General features: G+C 66.2%; 18 protein-coding genes. 8 read left to right on the top strand and 10 right to left on the bottom strand.

Going from position 1 to position 18991, the window contains the following annotated elements:
- Positions 1 to 91: 91 nt before the first annotated feature.
- A complete protein-coding gene (locus DIE08_RS29410) occupies positions 92 to 2260 on the bottom strand; it encodes a M1 family metallopeptidase (RefSeq protein WP_124629103.1) in 2169 nt (722 codons plus the stop codon).
- Positions 2261 to 2905: 645 nt separating this feature from the next.
- Here DIE08_RS29410 and DIE08_RS29400 point away from each other — a divergent pair.
- The 4 genes from DIE08_RS29400 (at position 2906) to DIE08_RS29385 (ending at position 6133) form a co-directional block, all read left to right on the top strand.
- Entirely contained in the window at positions 2906 to 3400 is a 495-nt protein-coding gene (locus DIE08_RS29400) for an LEA type 2 family protein (RefSeq protein WP_124629101.1), read from the top strand.
- Positions 3401 to 3547: 147 nt separating this feature from the next.
- Positions 3548 to 3880 carry a YegP family protein gene (locus DIE08_RS29395; protein WP_124905077.1) on the top strand — a complete coding sequence of 111 codons (333 nt, stop codon included), beginning with the start codon at positions 3548 to 3550 and terminating at the stop codon, positions 3878 to 3880.
- A 139-nt stretch (positions 3881 to 4019) separates the two neighbouring features.
- Entirely contained in the window at positions 4020 to 5153 is a 1134-nt protein-coding gene (locus DIE08_RS29390) for a class I SAM-dependent methyltransferase (protein WP_124905075.1), read from the top strand.
- An 89-nt stretch (positions 5154 to 5242) separates the two neighbouring features.
- Positions 5243 to 6133, top strand: a complete 891-nt coding sequence (locus DIE08_RS29385; RefSeq protein WP_124905073.1) for an SAM-dependent methyltransferase — start codon at positions 5243 to 5245, stop codon at positions 6131 to 6133.
- A 55-nt stretch (positions 6134 to 6188) separates the two neighbouring features.
- On the opposite strand, the gene DIE08_RS29380 is transcribed toward DIE08_RS29385, so the two are convergent.
- The gene (locus tag DIE08_RS29380) at positions 6189 to 6761 is read right to left on the bottom strand and encodes a DUF1415 domain-containing protein (RefSeq protein WP_124905071.1); all 573 of its coding nucleotides are present in this window, start codon (positions 6759 to 6761) and stop codon (positions 6189 to 6191) included.
- A gap of 82 nt (positions 6762 to 6843) precedes the next feature.
- On the bottom strand, positions 6844 to 7467 hold the full coding sequence (locus tag DIE08_RS29375) for a TetR/AcrR family transcriptional regulator (RefSeq protein ID WP_124905069.1): 624 nt from the start codon (positions 7465 to 7467) through the stop codon (positions 6844 to 6846).
- Between the two features lie 217 nt (positions 7468 to 7684).
- Here DIE08_RS29375 and DIE08_RS29365 point away from each other — a divergent pair, with 217 nt between their 5' ends.
- From DIE08_RS29365 to DIE08_RS29355, 3 genes are all read left to right on the top strand, one after another.
- Entirely contained in the window at positions 7685 to 8968 is a 1284-nt protein-coding gene (locus DIE08_RS29365; RefSeq protein WP_059607883.1) for an MFS transporter, read from the top strand.
- Positions 8969 to 9126: 158 nt separating this feature from the next.
- Positions 9127 to 9732, top strand: coding sequence for a nitroreductase family protein (locus DIE08_RS29360; protein ID WP_124629097.1), 606 nt, complete (start codon positions 9127 to 9129; stop codon positions 9730 to 9732).
- Between the two features lie 245 nt (positions 9733 to 9977).
- Positions 9978 to 11228 (top strand): Hsp70 family protein, encoded by a 1251-nt coding sequence (locus DIE08_RS29355; RefSeq protein ID WP_124905067.1) that lies wholly within the window; start codon positions 9978 to 9980, stop codon positions 11226 to 11228.
- Between the two features lie 102 nt (positions 11229 to 11330).
- Here the strand turns inward: DIE08_RS29355 and DIE08_RS29350 are convergent, their stop codons facing one another.
- Positions 11331 to 11534 carry a cold-shock protein gene (locus DIE08_RS29350; protein WP_006477070.1) on the bottom strand — a complete coding sequence of 68 codons (204 nt, stop codon included), beginning with the start codon at positions 11532 to 11534 and terminating at the stop codon, positions 11331 to 11333.
- A 420-nt stretch (positions 11535 to 11954) separates the two neighbouring features.
- Here DIE08_RS29350 and DIE08_RS29340 point away from each other — a divergent pair, with 420 nt between their 5' ends.
- Complete coding sequence (locus DIE08_RS29340) at positions 11955 to 13553, top strand: APC family permease (protein WP_124629094.1); 1599 nt, start codon at positions 11955 to 11957, stop codon at positions 13551 to 13553.
- Between the two features lie 108 nt (positions 13554 to 13661).
- On the opposite strand, the gene DIE08_RS29335 is transcribed toward DIE08_RS29340, so the two are convergent.
- The 6 genes from DIE08_RS29335 to hemA form a co-directional block, all read right to left on the bottom strand.
- Positions 13662 to 14453, bottom strand: coding sequence for a class III extradiol ring-cleavage dioxygenase (locus DIE08_RS29335; RefSeq protein ID WP_059607887.1), 792 nt, complete (start codon positions 14451 to 14453; stop codon positions 13662 to 13664).
- Positions 14454 to 14674: 221 nt separating this feature from the next.
- Positions 14675 to 15271: a UbiX family flavin prenyltransferase gene (locus tag DIE08_RS29330; protein ID WP_124905065.1), complete on the bottom strand. Its 597-nt coding sequence runs from the start codon at positions 15269 to 15271 to the stop codon at positions 14675 to 14677.
- 13 nt (positions 15272 to 15284) lie between these two features.
- On the bottom strand, positions 15285 to 15596 hold the full coding sequence (gene grxD, locus DIE08_RS29325) for a Grx4 family monothiol glutaredoxin (protein ID WP_011883132.1): 312 nt from the start codon (positions 15594 to 15596) through the stop codon (positions 15285 to 15287).
- Between the two features lie 67 nt (positions 15597 to 15663).
- Positions 15664 to 16506, bottom strand: coding sequence for a peptide chain release factor N(5)-glutamine methyltransferase (gene prmC / locus DIE08_RS29320; RefSeq protein WP_059607889.1), 843 nt, complete (start codon positions 16504 to 16506; stop codon positions 15664 to 15666).
- Between the two features lie 7 nt (positions 16507 to 16513).
- Positions 16514 to 17596 (bottom strand): peptide chain release factor 1, encoded by a 1083-nt coding sequence (prfA, locus tag DIE08_RS29315; RefSeq protein WP_124629087.1) that lies wholly within the window; start codon positions 17594 to 17596, stop codon positions 16514 to 16516.
- A gap of 93 nt (positions 17597 to 17689) precedes the next feature.
- A complete protein-coding gene (gene hemA, locus DIE08_RS29310; RefSeq protein WP_059607891.1) occupies positions 17690 to 18988 on the bottom strand; it encodes a glutamyl-tRNA reductase in 1299 nt (432 codons plus the stop codon).
- Positions 18989 to 18991: the final 3 nt, after the last annotated feature.

The raw sequence follows: 18991 nt of genomic DNA, 5'->3' as shown, positions 1-18991 counted from the left end.
GCCCCGCATCCGGAGCCTGCCGAAGGACGTGAAAGATTGAACGCCGGCCGGCGCCGCAAACTCCGCGGCACCGGCCGGCCGGACCACGACGTTACTGAACCAGCGTCTTGCGCGGCTTGAACATGCCCTGGTAGCGCAGCGACGGACGTTCCTTCACCGTCGGCGCGATGCCGCCGAAGCTCGGCGTCTGGCGCAGCTTCATCGCGGCCGGCGAGGCGACCGAGCCGATCGACGTCGAACGCGAAGCCGGCGCGAGGTTGTTCGCGACGAGCAGCGCGGCCTCGCTCTTCAGGTTCGCGAGCAGCACCGGATCGGTCGAGCCGTTGACCTGCGTGAGCAGGCCGCTCCACGCGGCGTCGCTGTAGTTCACGACGTAGTAGTCGAGACCACTCGGATCCGCGACCACGCCCGTGCATCCGTCGATCCGCGTCTGCGTCTGCGTATCCTTCAGCGCGAGCGTCGTGTGTTTCGCGAGCCCCTGGCCGTACGCGAGCGTGATCGGCACCGTCCACTGCAGGCCCGGATACGCGTTCTTGTTCGGGAACGGCTGCTGTTTCAGCGTGACGACCGTCTGGTTCTTCGTCATGTCGCACTGCGTGTCGAGCGAGATCAGCGGCACGCCCGTCTGGCGCACGTAGCTGTCGCCGATCGGGCCGACCGGCTGGCCGCTCGCCTTCGACAGCGCGTCCCACAGGCGCTTCGGTGTGCCGTTGCCGAACGAGTAATCGACCAGGTATTGCTGCAAGCCCTTGCGCAAGGTTTGCTCGCCGAGATAGTTCTCGAGCGTCTTCAGCACGTGGCCGCCCTTGTCGTAGGTGAACGCGCTCGCGCTCAGCACGAAGTCGTTCGACGCCCAGTCATTGAAGTTCGGCGCGACCGGGAATGCGTTCGGGCCGATGTCGCGATTGATCACGCGATACTTGTTCTTCACCTGATCGAGCCAACTGAACTCGTCGGGGAAGAACTGGATCGTCGTCTTCGTCTCGAAGAACGTCGCGAACGATTCATTGAGCCAGACGTTGTCCCACCAGTCGGTCGTGACGAGGTCGCCGAACCACTGGTGCGCGACTTCGTGCGTCAGCACCTCGTTACCGTAGTGCGACATCGGCTGGCCCGGTTGCGGCAGGATGTCGTCGGCGAACTCGAGGATCGACCCCCAGTTCTCCATCCCGCCGAAGTTCAGGTCCTTCTGCTCCTTGAACGCATCGTTCGCGGCGACCGTGTCGAACTTCGTCAGCGGCAGCGGGATGCCCGTGTAGCGGTAGTAGAAGTCGAGCGCCTGCTTGGTGCGGTCCATCGCCGGCTTCGCCCAGTCGCTCATGCCCGGCGGCGTGAACACGCGCAGGTGCAGGCCGCCCTTGCCGCCCGGCAGGGGGCTCGAGAAATCGTCCTCGTAGGTGTCGAACATGCCGCCGCCGAAGAACAGCAGGTACGACGGCATCGGCGGCGTCTTCTCGAACTGCACGAGCTTGTAGCCGCCGCCGACGTTGGTCGACGGTTTCTCGGCCGCGTTCGACACGACGCGCCAGTTCTGCGGCACTTCGGCCGTCACTTCATAAGTCGGCCGGAATGCCGGCTCGTCCCAACCCGGGAACCACTGGCGCGACAGGTTGGTTTCGCCCTGCGTGAGGATCGCGCCGCTCGTCGTGCCGTCGGTGCTCTTCAGGTCGACGCGGAACACGCCTTCCGCGGCCGAGCAGCCCGGATACGGATCGTCGCCGCAACTGCCGCCCGTCTGCGTGGCCGGATCGTCGTACGACTTGAAGTTGATGATGCCCGACCACTCCATGTGGAGCGAATAGTTGCCCGGCGAGATCGTACCGGCGACGGGACGCAGCTGGTAGAAGTCGCCCTTGTCCTGCGGCGTCGCGATCAGCTGGATGTTGCCCGGCTGCAGCGTGATGCGGCCGTTCGTGAACTTGATCCGGTGACCGGCGATCACGATGTTGTTGACCGGCTTGAGCACCTTGATCTCGACGTCGGCGCGCCCGTCGAACGCGTTCAGCGCATCGTTCGGTCGGAACCACAACCGGTAGTTGACGGGTACCACGGTGTCCGGCAGTTCGACAGGCGACACGCTCTTGTCGACATTGGACGCGCTCGGCGGCGTGTTGGCGGCGGGCGACGAGCTCGAGTGCGGCGCGCCGGCAGAGCTGAGCGCGGAAGCCGAGCCGACACCGCTGTCATCGCCGCCGCACCCGGCGAGCGCGAGTGCGGCGACCAGCGGCAGGTAACGCATCTTGTGAATGTTGATCGACATGACTGAAACCTCGATTGTTGAAAGAATCGTTCAGTGCTGCGAAAACGCCGGCAAAGGAAGTCCCTCGCCGTTAATCAACAGCGACGAGAAATGCCAATGACGGATTATTCGAAAAGACGGCCGGCCGACTACGTGAAGGTAATCATGGTTTACTGCCCCCTCTGTGTTTCCGGATGTCGGTTAACTTGCCGGTTCAAAATGGCCGGGCGCGTGTTGTACTGAATTGATTTCGCGCGCACGACACGGGGCCGCTCGCCCTGCGCGGGCGTGCATTCCCTTTGAACCGACGACCCACGGGGCTGGCCGTGCAAGGCAGCAGGACGGAAGGACGGCGTGTCGCCGTTCCGTAAAATCGCCGTCATGCGGCTTGAAGGTTTGTCGGCCTGCTCGAAGGATGCGTAAATATACTTGATGGTTTTGGGTAAAGGAAACGAAAAAATTAGAAAGTGATTCGATTGAATCTTTTGCGCACCATTGAATGCTGGAAGGCATTAATTCGCTTTCCATTCGACTACTTGTTTTCGTAGTTTTAATCTATTAACGATCTCGGCGGTGCGCGGAAACTACGAATCAGGGTGGAGCGTGGCGCGCTCGGTACAATGCAGCGACGATCCGTCAAATCGATTGCCGCAAGGAGGCCAGCCCATGCCACGAGCCCTGTTCCATATCGCGCCGCTGCGCGCCATGCTGCTGCTGTTCGCCGCCGTCTTCGTGCTCGGCGGTTGCGCGGGTCTGACGCGCGAGCCGGTGAGCGTGACCGTCGCCGGGCTCGATCCGCTCGTCGGCCAGGGCCTCGAGATGCGCTTCAGCCTGAAACTGCGCGTGCAGAACCCGAATGACACGCCGATCGAATACGACGGCATTTCGGTCGCACTCGAACTGAACGGCACGCCGTTCGCGAGCGGCGTGAGCGATCGCGCGGGTGTCGTGCCGCGCTTCGGCGAGGCCGTGATCGACGTGCCCGTTTCGGTGTCGGCGTTCGCCGCCGCGCGGCAGGCGTGGAACCTGCCCGGCGCGGCGGCCAACGGCGAGTTGCCGTACGCGCTGCGCGGCCGGCTCGCGGGCGGCGTGCTCGGCAGCGTGCATTTCCGCGATGCGGGCACGTTGCGCATGCCGGCGATGCCGGGGTGGGGCGGATAAGTGATGGTAACGTCCGCCAAATGTCACGAAAAGTTGACGAATTAACAGTCATCAACAGTTTGCCTGGCGGAAGTTCGATTTTGGTGGTTACCGCGCCTACACTGGTCAACGTCCGAGGGTCGGACGTTCTTTTAGGAGAGTAACCACATGGCTGCAAAGTTCGAGATCAAAAAGGCAACGAACGGTCAGTACTTCTTCCATCTGAAGTCGGCGAATGGCGAGATCATTCTCGCGAGCGAGCGGTATGAGGAGAAGGGAGGTGCGCGCACCGGCATCGCTTCCGTACGCGAGAATGCGCCGCTGGACGAACGCTATGAGCGAAAGACCGCGCACAACGGCGAGTACATGTTCAACCTGAAGGCCGCAAACCAACGGGTGATCGGTACGAGTGAAACGTACAAGAGCGCACAAGGCCGCGACAATGGTATTGCTGCCGTCAAGCGCGACGCGCCCGCCGCAGAGACTGTCGATCTCACCTGATAGACGATCGTGCCGCGGCAAACGCCTTCGGGCGGGCGCCGCGGCCCCCGTTTTTGCGAGGCCGGACAAAGCGCGGTATGGTGTCGTCCGCGCGGTGAATTCTCGCCGCCTGTCTGAAGCCAACCGTAGCCGAGCTCGCGTGACCGATTTCCCCGTTTTCCACTGGACCGACGCCGACGGCGCCGAACATGCCGTGCGCTGGCGCTCCGAAGCCGGCGTGCAGCCGCCCAGGCGCGCCGTGCCCGCCGACGACCGCCTCACCGCCGACGCCGCGTACCGCCTCGCGTGCGAGGGCACCGCGCTCGTCTGGCAGGGCGACTTCCAGAACGCGCGCCAGCTCGTGCAGGCGATGGCGCGCCGCGTCGAACGCAAGCCGAAGAAGGCGAAGGCCGCGGTGGGCGTCGACGCATTCAACCTGCATCGCCTCGCGCAATCGCAGCGTGCCCGCACGCTCGGGATGCTGCTGATCCCGCTCGACGCCGACTACACGATCCCGCTGCGCCGCGCGCCCGACGTGCGTGCAGCGTGCGAGGAAGCATACGGCCCGGGCGGCGCGCCGTCGGTCGTGTCGCTGCGCGAGCTGCTCGGCCTCGTCGGCGCGCACGAATGGCGCAAGAAGGGCGTGCCGATTCCGGCGCTCGGCGGCGCGCCGATCCATCCGCATTACGGTGTGTTTTCGCCGGTGCGCGGCGAATACGTCGAACTCGTCGCGCGCACGCCGCTGCCCGCGACGTCGCTCGCGTTCGACATCGGCACGGGCACCGGCGTGCTCGCGGCCGTGCTCGCGTCGCGCGGTGTCGAGCGCATCGTCGCGACCGATCAGGATCCGCGCGCGCTCGCGTGCGCTCGCGAGAACGTCGCGCGGCTCGGTCATGCCGAGCGCGTCGAGGTCGTCGAAGCCGACCTGTTTCCGGCCGGCCGCGCGCCGCTCGTCGTCTGCAACCCGCCGTGGGTGCCGGCCCGTCCGAGCGCGCCGATCGAATACGCGGTCTACGATCCCGACAGCCGCATGCTGCGCGGTTTCCTCGCGGGGCTCGCCGACCATCTCGAACCGGGCGGCGAAGGCTGGCTGATCCTGTCCGATTTCGCCGAACATCTCGGCCTGCGGCCGCGCGATACGCTGCTGCAATGGATCGACGAAGCCGGGCTCGTCGTGCTCGGCCGCGAAGACATCCGCCCCGCGCACCCCAAGTCGGCCGACGCGGACGACCCGCTGCACGCGGCACGCCGCGCCGAGGTCACGTCGCTCTGGCGGCTCGGCGCGCGAGCCTGATCGCGTATTTTCGGTAAACTGTCGCCATTCCTCACGAATTCCCGCCGCCGGGCCGTGGTCGACCGACCGTGGCCCGGCGACGCTTCACGATGTCGAACAAGACCTACGAAATCCGTCCGGAGCAGTCCATCGAGCTGCTGAAGGAGCTGCACATCCTCACCCGCGACGGCAAGCTGAACCAGGACAGCCGCCGCAAGCTGAAGCAGGTCTATCACCTGTTCCAGTTCATCGAGCCGCTACTCGCGAGCGTTCAGGCCGACAAGGGTAGCGTGACGCTCGTCGATCACGGCGCCGGCAAGTCGTATCTCGGCTTCATCCTGTACGACCTGTTCTTCAAGCAGCAGCCGGGGCACGGCACACCGGCGTTCGCATCGCACGTGTACGGGATCGAGACGCGCGAGGAGCTCGTCGCGCGTTCCACCGAACTCGCCGCGAGACTCGGATTCGGCGGCATGTCGTTCCTGAACCTGTCGGTCGCCGATTCGATCACGTCGCCGAAGCTGCCCGAAACGGTCGATGTCGTCACCGCGCTGCATGCATGCGACACGGCGACCGACGATGCGATCCGCTTCGCGCTCGCGAAGCGCGCGCAGCACATCGTGCTGGTGCCGTGCTGCCAGGCGGAAGTCGCGGGCGTGCTGCGCAGGAACAAGGGCAAGTCGCTCGCGAACGCGCTGACTGAAGTGTGGCGGCATCCGCTGCATACGCGCGAATTCGGCAGCCAGATCACCAACGTGCTGCGCTGCCTGCAGCTCGAGGCGCACGGCTATCAGGTCAGCGTGACCGAGCTGGTCGGCTGGGAACATTCGATGAAGAACGAGCTGATCATCGCGCAGTACAAGAACCTGCCGCGCCGCAAGTCCGGCGAGCGGCTGAACGAGATCCTCGGCATGTTCGGGCTCGCCGAACTGAACGAGCGCTTCTTCGCGCCGGCGCCCGCCGAGGCGGCGGGCGAGGCCGTCGAGCAGGCCCCGGACTGAGGCAGGCCGACTCGCGGCCCGTTTGCCGTGCGGCGGACGGCCGGCGCGCGACGCGTCAGACGTCGTCGCCCGGCCGGCGCATCCATTCACGCCAGCCGTCGTGGCCGAGGCGGCGCAGCGTTTCCTGGTTTTTCTCGTAGATCGCGGACGCGTCCGGGAACGCGTCGACCGCGCGTGCGATGCTGTCCTCGCGCAGCAGGTGCAGGATCGGATACGGCGCGCGGTTCGTGTAGTTCTCGATGTCGTCGGCTTCGCTGCCTTCGAACCGGTACTCGGGATGGAAGCTCGCGATCTGTAGCACGCCGTCGAGCCGCAGTTGCCGCACGAGCCGGTCGGCGAAGAACAGCGCGTCGTTGTAGTCGACGAAATCAGCGAACGCGCGCGGATAGATCACGAGCGTCGTGTCGACCTGCTGCGGATCCGCCGCTTCGAGCGCACGCAACTCGGTTTCGAGGTCGGCGAGCACGTCCTCGAGCGTCGTCGCTTCGCTGATCGCATAGCGCACCTGCTCCTTCACATAGACGCTCTTTGCGAACGGGCACAGATTGAGCCCGATCACCGCGCGCGCGAGCCAGTGCCGCGTGGCGGCGAGGATGTCGTCGTGCGAATCGGGGCGGGTATCGGTCATGGCGAGGGCAGTCGGGCAAGGCGGAAGCGAGGGCCGCATTGTAGCGGGAGCGGGCACGCGGGGTTCGGGCGTGCGCCGCCTGTCACGCGCAGGCGGCTTCGATCAGTTGCGTGACCAGCGCGGGCGCGGTGCCGATCGGCGTTTCGCCGTGCCGGTAGGTCTGGCTGGCCGCGTAGATGCCCTCGACCACGAGCGCGAGCGCATCGGCCAGCGCTTTCGGCTGCCGGGCGCCTGCGCCTTCGCATAGCTCGACGAACCGCTTCATCAGCCGCTCCTTGTTCTGCGCGACGCGTTCGCGTGCCGGATGCGACGCATCGGGGAATTCGGCCGCGACGTTGACGAACGGGCAGCCGCGATAGTCCTTCTGCGTCGCGCGCTCCGCGAGATCGACGAAATACTGGATCAACTGCGCCTTCGGCTGGCCGGGATGCTTCGCGACGCTCGAATCGAGGCGCTCGAAGAAGCACGCATCCATCCGTTCGAGATACGCGAGGATCAGCTCGTCCTTCGACGAGAACTGGCGGTACAGGCTCATCTTGTTGACGCCCGCGCGCTCCACGACCGCTTCGACGCCTACCGCGCGCACCCCTTCCTTGTAAAACAGCTCCTCGGCGGCGCGCAGCAGGTGTTCCTGCGCGTCGGCCGCGGCGATCGGCTGGCGCGTGCGACGTGCCGGCGGCTTGTTGGCGGCCTCGATGCCCGACATGATGACCCTCGACTGCGTGATGAATTGCTTGACATGTTACCGACTGGTCACTACGATCGCAACACACTTGTGACCGAGCGGTAACAATGCCGGCCGGATCGACAGACAAATGCCAGGTATCGGCCCCGGTCAGCCGATGCAGCATGCGGCGGAGGTGGCCCGGTGGTGACGCGGGGCCGGCGCGCGGGTGCCGGGCCGCCAATTGGAGAGCGACGACATGAACTGGGCAGTGACACGAATCGGCGGGCGTTTCCACTATGGATGGCTCGCGGCGGCGGTGGTTTTCCTGATCCTGCTGGCCGCGGCCGGCACGCGTGCGACACCGAGCGTGCTGATGGTGCCGCTCGAGCGCGAACTCGGCTGGAGCCGCGCGGCGATTTCGCTGGCGATTTCGGTGAACATTGCGCTGTACGGCCTGACGGGCCCGTTCGCGGCCGCCGCGATGCAGCGCTTCGGGCTGCGGCCGACGATCCTGACCGCGCTGGTGACCATGAGCGCGGGCGTCGCGCTGTCGTCGATGATGACGCAGAGCTGGCAGATGGTCGTGATCTGGGGCCTGATGGTCGGCTGTTCGACCGGCGTCGTCGCGCTGACGCTGTCGGCGACCTTCGTCACGCGCTGGTTTCATGCGCGGCGCGGCCTGGTGATGGGCATCCTCACGGCGAGTACGGCCACCGGTCAGCTCGTGTTCCTGCCGATGCTCGCGGCGATCGCGCAGCGTCATGGCTGGCGGCCGGTCGTGCTGGTCGTCGCGGTGGCGGCCGCGATCGTGATTCCGCTGGTCGCGTTCCTGCTGCCCGAGCGGCCGGCCGACGTGAAGCTGCGCCCCTACGGCGAGCCGGCCGACGCGCCGGCCGCGCCCGACGCGACGAAGGAGAACCCGCTCGCGGTCGCGTTCCGCACGCTGCTGACGGCGAGCCGCTCACGCGACTTCTGGCTCTTGTTCTTCAGCTTCTTCATTTGCGGCGCGAGCACCAACGGCTATGTCGGCACGCACCTGATCGCGATGTGCAGCGACTACGGGATGACCGAAGTGCAGGGTGCATCGCTGCTCGCCGCGATGGGCGTATTCGACCTGTTCGGCACGACGCTGTCGGGCTGGCTGTCCGACCGCTACGACAACCGTGTGCTGCTGTTCTGGTACTACGGGCTGCGCGGGCTGTCGCTGATCTACCTGCCGCATGCGTTCGGCATCGATTTCTTCGGGCTGCCGCTGTTCGCGATGTTCTACGGGCTCGACTGGATCGCGACCGTGCCGCCGACGGTGCGGCTCGCCACCGACGTGTTCGGCAAGGCTGCGGCGCCGGTCGTGTTCGGCTGGATCGTCGCCGGCCACCAGCTCGGCGCGGCGTTCGCGGCGCTTGGCGCGGGGCTGCTGCGTGCGAGCCTCGGCACCTATACGATCGCGTCGATGATCTCGGGCGGGCTCTGCATCATCGGCGCGCTGATCGTGCTGCGGATCAACCGCGGCCCGTCCCGCGCGGCCGCGCAGGCCGCCTGAGCGCGGCGCTTCGGCCGGCCCATGCACGGGTGCGGCCGGTCAATGCGGGATCCGTGATTTGCATTGCGCGGGATGATCGGGCGCGTGACGCCTCGAGCGGTTATGCTTTCGGTTCGCCGGGCGTTCGCGCCCCTTCATCGATGTCAGCGAGGAACCGCATGTCCGTCAAACCTGCTCCCACCACTGTTTCGATTCACGACCTGATCGCCGGCCGCTGGAGCCCGCGCGCGTACTCGGACGAGCCGATCAGCGCCGCCGATCTGCACGCGGTGCTCGAAGCCGCTCGCTGGGCGCCGTCCGCGTACAACGCCCAACCGTGGCGCTTCATCGTGTTCGATCGCACGCAGGACGAAGCGGCGTTCAAGCGCGCATTCGCGACGCTGGTGCCGTTCAACCAGGGCTGGAACGCGCCGGCGCCGGTGCTCATCGCCGTGACCGCGCACACGCTCACGCCGAAGGGCGAGCCGGCGCCGACCGCGCTGTACGACGCGGGCGCGGCCGCGATGTCGCTGGTGCTGCAGGCGCACGCGCTGGGTCTTGCTGCACACCAGATGAGCGGCTTCGACGCGAAGGCGTTCCGCGACGCATTCGAGATTCCGGCCGACGTCGCGATTCCGGCGATCATCTCGCTCGGCCACTACGGCAACGTAGACAAACTCGATCCGGTGCTGCGCGATCGCGAAAAGGCGCCGCGCACGCGTCATGCGATCGGCGAAGTCGTCTATGCGGGCGCCTGGAAGAAGGGTTTCGACGCCGCAGCCTGATCCGCAATCGGGCAGGCGCTCGCCGAGCACGCTGTCCGCGGCAGTTGCGCGCGCAGCACGCGGGCGGCGTGGTGGCGCTGGATGACCCGTCCGCGCCCGTCGCCGGTGCGCCGCGGGTGCGCCTGATCGCGACCCCGGGCCGGTTGCGCCGGCATCGGTGGGCGATCCGGTTGTGATCCGGCGGGCTTCATGATAAAAAGCCCGTCCTTTCCGTTTTCGCGCCGGCCCTGCTGCGGCACCTTCCCATGACTTACTGCGCGATCGATTTCGGCACGTCCAATTCCGCCGTGGCGCTGCCCGACGGCGATGGCATGCGCCTCGCGCCCGTCGAGGGCGACCACCTGACGCTGCCCACCGCGATCTTCTTCAACAACGACGAGCAGACGGTCGAGTACGGCCGCGCGGCGCTGGCCTCCTATATCGACGGTTTCGACGGCCGCCTGATGCGCTCGATGAAGAGCATCCTCGGCTCGCCGCTCGCGGAAACCACGACCGATCTCGGCGACGGCAGCGCGATGGCGTACACGGAGATCATCGCGCGTTTCCTGACGCACCTGAAGCGCAAGGCCGAAGCGCGCGCCGGCGCGCCGATCGGGCGCGCGGTGCTCGGCCGGCCGGTGTTCTTCGTCGACGACGATGCGCGCGCCGACCGCCTCGCGCAGGACCAGCTCGAAGCGGCCGCGCAGTCGGTCGGTTTCACGGACGTGCATTTCCAGTACGAGCCGATCGCGGCCGCGTTCGACTACGAGTCGCGCCAGCAGGCCGAGCGGCTCGTGCTGGTCGCCGACATCGGCGGCGGCACGTCCGACTTCTCGCTGGTGCGCGTCGGGCCGGACCGGATGGCGCGCCTCGAGCGCAAGGACGACGTGCTTGCTCACCACGGCGTGCACGTCGCGGGCACCGATTACGACCGCCGCGTCGAGCTGGCGGCGATCCTGCCCGCGTTCGGCTACCGCGCGCTCGATCCCGAGGGGCGCGAGCTGCCGAACCGGATCTACTTCGACCTGGCGACCTGGCACCTGATCAACACCGTCTACACTCCGAAGCGGCTGGGCGAGCTGAAGCTGATGAAGCATCTGTACCAGGACGTACGGCAGTACGACCGGCTCACGCGCGTGGTCGAGCAACGGCTCGGGCATGCGCTGATGGCGCGCGCGGAAGAAGCGAAGATCGGCGTGGCGGCGGGCGGGGAGACGATGATCGACCTGAACGACGTGGAAGAGGATCTGCAGATCGCGTTCGACGCCGAACGCCTCGTCGATGCGAGCGTCGACGACACCGCGCGCATCGTCGACGCCGCGCGCGAAACGGTACGGCTTGCGGGCATCGCGCCGCGCGATGTCGGCGCGCTGTATTTCACCGGCGGCTCGACCGGGCTCGCGTTCCTGTCGGGTGCGCTCGCCGGCGCATTCCCGGACGCGCAGCCGGTATTCGGCGATCGCCTCGCGAGCGTCGCGACCGGGCTCGGCATTCACGCGCAGCGGCTGTTCGGCTGAGCGAAGGTCATGCGGGTCGGCGGTGGCCGCGAGGCGGCCCGCGCCGGAAAACAAAAAGCCCCGCCGAAGCGGGGCTTTTTTACACGAAATATCGCGCCGAACTTAGACCGGACGGATGTTCGCAGCTTGCAGACCCTTCGGGCCCGTCTTCACTTCGAATTCAACCTTCTGGTTTTCTTGCAGCGTCTTGAAGCCTTCGACGCGGATTTCCGAGAAGTGCGCGAACAGATCGTCGCCGCCGCCTTCCGGGGTGATGAAGCCGAAGCCCTTTGCGTCATTGAACCACTTGACGGTACCGGTTGCCATGTTACTTGTTCCTAAAAAGATAAAACGGGGCCGAGGCCCATGGGTGCGGAAAATCAAGGAAGGGGGTAATAGGACCAACCGGAGTACCGTTGATGGGCGAACTACGAAAGAACCAATTCACTCGCCGCTTGAAATCCTGCAACGTTGTTTATACGGCTATTCGGTCGCGCGGTCAACCGTATTTCCATGGACTCAGGGTTATTGCGGGGTTCAGGTTTACAAACCTTGCAAACGATGCGAATTTTTTGTAGGGGCCGAACGATTTTGGCGCCAACTTGCAGGTGCAACCGTTAAACTACGCGCCGCGCGGAAGGGTTGCCCCGATCGGGTGATCCTTCCCCCCAAAATTGCATGCGCGGTGCTATCCGAGCCGATCCCGGACAGCAGGCCGACCATGCTTTTTGAGACATAGGAGAGGATGTGAAGAGTTCTATTCAACGGAACATCGGCCCGTTTGCACTGATGCTGACGGGGCTGGGTTCGATTATCGGCTCGGGCTGGCTGTTCGGCGCCTGGAAGGCTGCGAAGATTGCCGGCCCGGCAGCGATTTGCGCATGGATCATCGGCGCGGTCGTGATTCTCGCGATTGCACTGACGTATGCCGAACTGGGCGCGATGTTCCCCGAGTCGGGCGGCATGGTGCGCTACGCGCGCTACTCGCACGGTTCGCTGGTGGGCTTCATCAGCGCGTGGGCGAACTGGATCGCGATCGTATCGGTGATTCCGATCGAAGCGGAAGCATCGATCCAGTACATGAGCACGTGGCCGTATCCGTGGGCGCACGCGTTGTTCGTGAACGGCGAGCTGACGACACCCGGCCTGCTGCTATCTGCCGTACTGGTCGTCATCTACTTCATGCTGAACTACTGGGGCGTCAAGGCGTTCGCGCGTGCGAACACCGCGATCACGATCTTCAAGTTCCTGATCCCCGGCCTCACGATCCTTGGCCTGATGCTGTCGAGCTTCCACCCGGAAAACCTCGGCACCGCGTCGAATGCGAGCTTCGCGCCGTATGGCTGGTCGGCCGTGCTGACCGCGGTCGCGACGAGCGGCATCGTGTTCGCGTTCAACGGCTTCCAGAGCCCGGTGAACCTGGCCGGTGAAGCGCGCAATCCGTCGCGCAGCGTGCCGTTTGCGGTGATCTCCTCGATCCTGATCGCACTCGTGATCTACGTGCTGCTGCAGATGGCGTACATCGGCTCGGTGAATCCGGCCGACGTCGCAAAGGGCTGGTCGCACTTCAACTTCTCGTCGCCGTTCGCGGAACTCGCGATCGCGCTGAACCTGAACTGGCTCGCGATCCTGCTATATGTCGACGCGTTCATCAGCCCGAGCGGCACCGGTACGACCTACATGGCGACGACCACCCGCATGATCTACGCGATGGAGCGCAACAACACGATGCCGAAGATGTTCGGCAACGTGCATCCGATCTACGGTGTGCCGCGCCAGGCGATGTGGTTCAACCTGCTCGTGTCGTTCATCTTCCTGTTCTTCTTCCGCGGTTGGAGCTCGCTCGCGGCGGTGATCTCGGTCGCGACGGTGATCTCGTACCTGACCGGCCCGATCAGCCTGATGGCGCTGCGCCGCGCGGCGACCGACATCGAGCGTCCGCTGTCGATCCCGCTGATGAAGCTGATTGCACCGTTCGCGTTCGTCTGCGCGTCGCTGATCCTGTACTGGGCGAAGTGGCCGCTGACGGGCGAAATCATCCTGCTGATGATCGTCGCGCTGCCGGTGTATTTCTACTTCCAGGCGAAGTCGGGCTGGACGGGCTGGGGCGCCGACCTGAAGGCCGCGTGGTGGCTGGTCGCGTACCTGCCGACGATGGCCGTGCTGTCGCTGATCGGCAGCAAGGAGTTCGGCGGTCACGGCGTGCTGCCGTACGGCTGGGACATGCTGATCGTCGCGGCCATCTCGCTGGTGTTCTACTTCTGGGGCGTGAATACGGGCTACCGGACGCAGTATCTCGACGAGCGCGAGTCGCACGACGAGATCCTCGAAGGGGTCGGTGCCTGACGCGTGACTCGCCACCGGAATCGGCGGTGGCGGAAAGCGTAAAAAAAGCCCGTCCGAGCGCTGCTCGGACGGGCTTTTTGTTTGCGGCCGCCGGCCGTGTCACCGGATTCAGGCGGCTGCGCTCGCGAACACGTAGTTCGTCATCGCGAGCACGCGTTGATACGTGCCGAGCGACTGGATGCCGAGCTGATAGTCGTCGTCGGCCGCGCCGAGCGCGGTGAACACCGGCAGCAGGTGTTCGTCGGTCGGATGCATCAGCGCCGCGTGCGGCGCCTGCCGGCGATAGTCGAGCAGCGCATCGACATCGCGCGCGGCGAGCTTCGCCTCGAACCAGTCGGTGAATTCCGCGACGCGCGGGTCTGCATCCTCGGGCGCCGCGCTGAAATCGGCCGCGCGCAGGTTGTGCGTGATCTGGCCCGAGCCGATCACCATCACGCCTTCGTCGCGCAGCGGCCGCAGCGCGCGGCCGAGCGCGAAGTGATGGGCTGCGTCCGCGCGGGGCTGGATCGACAACTGCGCGACGGGCACGTCAGCCTCCGGGAACATCAGCAGCATCGGCACCCACGCGCCGTGGTCGAGGCCGTGCTCGGTCGTCGCGGTCGCGATGCCGGCCGCGTTCAGCAGCGCGGCCGCCCGTTCGGCGACCTCGGGCGCGCCGGGTGCCGGGTACCGGATTTCGTACAGCGCGCGCGGGAAGCCGTAGAAGTCGTGGATCGTTTCAGGATGCGCGGCCACGCTCGCGACCGGCTGTTGCGTGCCCCAGTGCGCGGACAACATCAGCACCGCGCGCGGGCGAGGCAATTCGGCGCCGAGGTGCGTGAACGCACCGGACGGCAGTGTCGGGTCGATCGGCAGGGTAGGGGCGCCGTGGGACAGGTAAAGCGAGGGCAAGCGGTTCATGGTGGGGAGCCTGCAAAAGGGATTTGCCTGTGACTATAGACGCACACCAATTATTGATAAATCGGCTGAGTGGAATTTGATTGAATCGTGCGAGTTGATAATTCGGCCGGCTTCGGGCGTTCGGCGGCAGGCGAGGGCTCGAGGTTGCCGAATCGAGCGGGAAGACGGCCGAATCAGCGAAGATGCGTGAAGAACGACGCCGGAGCGCCGTGTCGAGCGGCTTACCCTGCCGGCCTGATGCCGGCCCACGGCACCGTCATCGGTGCACTGAGTGCGAACAGGTCGAGCACGCGGGTGACGGTCTGGTCGACGAGTTCCTCGATCGTCTTCGGCATCGCGTAGAACGCGGGTAGCGGCGGAAACACGATGCCGCCCATTTCGGTCACGGCGGTCATGTTGCGCAGATGCGCGAGGTTGAACGGCGTTTCGCGCACCATCAGCACGAGACGGCGGCGTTCCTTCAGCGTGACGTCGGCCGCACGCGTGATCAGGTTGTCCGACAGGCCGTGCGCGACGCTCGCGAGCGTCTTCATCGAGCAGGGCGCGATCACCATGCCATCGGTCGCGAACGAACCGGATGCGATCGTCGCGCCGACATCGCGCACCGAATGCACGACATCCGCCCGGCTTTCGACCTCGGCCTTGGGCAGCTTCAGTTCATGCTGGATATTGAGCCAGCCGGCGTTCGAAACCAGCAGATGCGTTTCGACGCCGCCGGCGGCGCGCAGCAATTCGAGCAGCCGCACGCCATAGACTGCACCGGTGGCGCCGGTGATCGCGACGATCAGCCGGCGTGGCGGCGCACTGGGAGATGCCATCGGGAAGGGGGCGTTACGCGGCGGCGAACAGTTGCTGCAGTTCGCCGGACTGGTACATCTCCATCATGATGTCCGACCCGCCGATGAATTCGCCCTTCACGTACAGCTGCGGGATGGTCGGCCAGTTCGAGAATTCCTTGATGCCCTGGCGGATTTCGTCGTCCTCCAGCACGTTGACCGTCTTGAACTGGTCGACGCCGCAGGCCTTCAGCACCTGCACGGCGCGGCCCGAGAAGCCGCACATCGGGAATTGCGCGTTGCCCTTCATGAAGAGCACGACCTGGTTTTCGTCGACGATTTGCTTGATACGTTGTTGGGTGTCCATGACTGACCTTGCGTTTGCGGGGCGTTAGAACGAAATGATAGCGGATTTCAACCGGGCGGGCCGGCCATCAGCCGGGCAGGCGGCCACCCGTCGTGCGTTCGATCGCGGCCAGATCGGCGAGCGACTGGACCGAAATGAAGCCGCGTGACACGAGCAAGGCGCGCACGGCTTCGGCCTGGTCGTAGCCGTGCTCGATCCATAGCGTGCCGCCGGGTCTCAGGTAGGCGCCGGCGCCCGCGACGATCGTGCGGATCGCGCTGAGACCGTCGGCATCGTCGGTGAGCGCGCCGCGCGGCTCGAACCGCAGGTCGCCCTGCGCGAGGTGCGGATCGTGCTGCGCGATGTACGGCGGGTTGCTGACGATCGTGTCGAACGCGAGTGCCGGATCGAGCGCGGCGTACCAGTCGCTCTGCAGCCAGTGCAGCGGGCCGCCGGGGCGGCGCGCGTCGAGCAGCTTGTTCGCGTTGCGTTGCGCGACTGCGAGCGCGGCCGGCGAACGGTCGAGCGCCCACACGCGCGCATCGGGCCGTTCGGCGGCGATCGACACGGCGATCGCGCCACTGCCGGTGCCCAGGTCGAGCACCGTCGGATGCGGTCGTCCGTCGATCGCGTCGAGCGCGGCTTCGACGAGCAGTTCGGTTTCGGGGCGCGGGATCAGCACGTCGGGCGTCACGTCGAACGGCCGGCCGAAGAACTCGCGCATCCCGACGAGCTGCGCGACCGGCTCGCCGGCTACGCGGCGCGCTTCGAGCGCGCGATAGCGTTCGACCGCGGCAGCGTCGAGCGGCACGTCGCCGCGCGTGATCAGTTGCGTGCGGGTCCAGCCGAGCGCGTGCGCGAGCAGCACGCGCGCATCGACCGCGTCGAGCGGCGACGCGCGCAGCAGATCGTCGGCGGTGGTGTCGGGCATCGCGATCTCAGTCGGCGTCGCCGAGCGACGCGAGCAGTTCGGCCTGGTGCTCGCTGACGAGCGCGCTGATCAGTTCGTCGAGATCGCCGTCCATCAGCGCCTCGAGCCGGTACAGCGTCAGGTTGATCCGGTGGTCGGTCATCCGGCCCTGCGGGAAGTTGTACGTGCGGATCCGCTCCGAGCGGTCGCCGGAGCCGATCAGGCTCTTGCGCGTCGCGGCTTCCTTCGCGTGCTGCTCGTGATACTGCTTGTCCTTGATGCGCGCGGCAAGCACCTTCAGCGCGCGATCCTTGTTCTTGTGCTGCGAACGGTCGTCCTGGCATTCGACGACGATTCCGGTCGGGATGTGCGTGACGCGCACCGCCGAATCGGTCTTGTTGATGTGCTGGCCGCCCGCGCCGGATGCGCGGAACGTGTCGATCCGCAGGTCGGCCGGATTGATCTCGACTTCGCCGATCTCGTCGGCTTCCGGCATCACCGCGACCGTGCACGCGGACGTATGGATGCGCCCCTGTGTCTCGGTCGCCGGCACGCGCTGCACGCGATGGCCGCCCGACTCGAACTTCAGGCGCGAATACGCGCCCTGGCCCGCGATCCGCACGATCACTTCCTTGTAGCCGCCGAGATCCGACGCGCTCTCCGACATCATCTCGACCTGCCAGCGCTGGCGTTCCGCGAAGCGCAGGTACATGCGCAGCAGGTCGCCCGCGAACAGCGCCGATTCGTCGCCGCCCGTGCCCGCGCGGATTTCGAGGAAGATGTTGCGGTCGTCGTTCGGATCCTTCGGCAGCAGCATTTTCTGCAGCTCGACCTCGAGGCGGGCCATGCTCTCTCGCGCGCTGCGGATCTCGTCTTCGGCGAAGTCGCGCATCGACGGATCGGCGAGCAGCTCCTGCGCGGCGGTTTCGTCGTTGCGCGACTGGCGCCACAGCGCGTACTGCTCGACGACCGGGCCGAGTTCCGCATGTTCGCGCGTCAGCTTGCGGTACTGGTCGAGATCGGCCGTGACGTTTTCGCGGCTCAGCAGGTCGTTCAGTTCGGCCAGCCGTGTGGACAGCTGGTCGAGCTTGCGTTGCATGCTCGTCTTCATGGTGTGGAGCGGCGCTCCCGGGGCAAGGGTATTCGGAAAGGATAGGCCGGCGGCAGGACAACGACCGGCCGGCGGCAGAGCAACCGGCCGGCGCTAGTGGCCAGACTGGTCGTTCGAGCGCGGCGCGTGCTGGTAGAAGCCGCGCATCAGGTCGATCAGCGAATCGCGGTCGGCGCCGTTCACGCGGTTGAGCGCGCTCGTCGGGCCGTGGATCAGCTTGTTGGTGAGCGCCTGCGACAGCGCTTCGAGGACTGCCGCCGGATCGTCGCCGCGCGCGAGCAGCTTTTGCGCCTTCTCGACTTCCGCGCGGCGCAGCGCGTCGGCCTGCGTATGCATGTGACGAATCACCGGCACGACGCTACGCGTGTCGAGCCACTGCATGAAATTCTGCACACGCGTCTCGATGATCGTCTCGGCTTGCGCAACCGCGGCCTGGCGCGATGCGTTGCCTTCGCGCACGATCGCGCCGAGATCGTCGACGGTGTAGAGGAACACGTCCTTCAGCTTGCCGACTTCCGGCTCGATGTCGCGCGGCACCGCGAGGTCGACCATGAAGATCGGCCGATGGCGGCGTGCCTTCACCGCGCGTTCGACCGCGCCGAGGCCGATGATCGGCAGCGTCGACGCGGTGCACGACACGATGATGTCGAATTCGTGCATGCGGGCGGGCAGATCCGACAGCGGCATCGCGCGGCCGTTGAAGCGTTCGGCGAGCCGCTGGCCGCGTTCGGCCGTGCGGTTCGCGACGACGAGCTCGCGCGGGCTCTGCGCGGCGAAGTGCGTCGCGCACAGCTCGATCATCTCGCCGGCGCCGATGAACAGCACGCGCTGATCCGATACCTTTTCGAAGATGCGCTGCGCGAGGCGGACGGCCGCGGCGGCCATCGACACCGATTGCGCGCCGATCTCGGTCGTGCCGCGCACTTCCTTCGCGACGGCGAACGTCCGCTGGAACAGCTGGTTCAGGTAGGTGCCGAGTGCGCCGGCTTCGGTCGCGGTGCGCACCGCGTCCTTCATCTGGCCCAGAATCTGCGTTTCGCCGAGCACCATCGAGTCGAGGCCCGACGCGACGCGGAATGCGTGCCGGACGGCTTCCGACTGTGGCAGCGCGTAGACGTGCGGTGCGAGCTCGTCGACCGGAATCCGGTGGTACTCCGACAGCCAGCGAATCGCCCCCTCGCGTGCGGCGCGATCATCGGTCGCGCAATAGAGTTCGGTGCGGTTGCAGGTGGAGAGGATCGCCGCTTCGGGTGAATTGGGCGCCTGGGGGCCGAGGAACACGTTCTTGAACGTGACGAGAGCCGGCTTGATTTGCTCGAGCGGAAACGCCACGCGTTCGCGCAGGGCGACAGGCGCAGTGTGGTGATTGATTCCGATCGTGAGGAGTTGCATATC

The sequence above is a fragment of the Burkholderia sp. Bp9004 genome (assembly GCF_003858025.1).
In the GTDB taxonomy this organism is placed as follows: domain Bacteria; phylum Pseudomonadota; class Gammaproteobacteria; order Burkholderiales; family Burkholderiaceae; genus Burkholderia; species Burkholderia diffusa.
Note: the sequence above shows the minus strand (reverse complement) of the source record. Positions and strands in the feature narration are given on the sequence as shown.